At 66.1% G+C, this 286-nt stretch carries 1 protein-coding gene; it reads right to left on the bottom strand.

Going from position 1 to position 286, the window contains the following annotated elements; all coding sequences use genetic code 11:
* On the bottom strand, positions 1-286 hold a 286-nt coding region (locus EN824_RS34750), incomplete at both ends, for an ATP-binding cassette domain-containing protein (RefSeq protein ID WP_135933243.1).

Consider the following 286-nt stretch of genomic DNA (forward strand, 5'->3'; position numbering starts at 1 on the left):
GCAGGTTGAGGTTGAGGCCGACCGGCAGGTTGAGGCAGAGGCCCTGGTCGCGGCGGCTTTCCGGGGCCAGCGCCATGCCGAGCCGGATCGCATCGTGCTCGGAGTTGACCTGCACCTCCTTGCCTTCCCACATGATCTGGCCTCCTGACTTCCGGTGGCGGCCGTAAAGGGTGGTGACGAACTCGCTGCGACCGGCGCCGATCAGGCCGTAGAGACCGACGATCTCGCCGGCGCGGACGGTCAACGAGACATTCTCAAAGCCCTTGCCGGAGAGGTTGCGTGTCTC

It is taken from the genome of Mesorhizobium sp. M8A.F.Ca.ET.181.01.1.1, assembly GCF_004792025.1.
GTDB lineage: Bacteria > Pseudomonadota > Alphaproteobacteria > Rhizobiales > Rhizobiaceae > Mesorhizobium.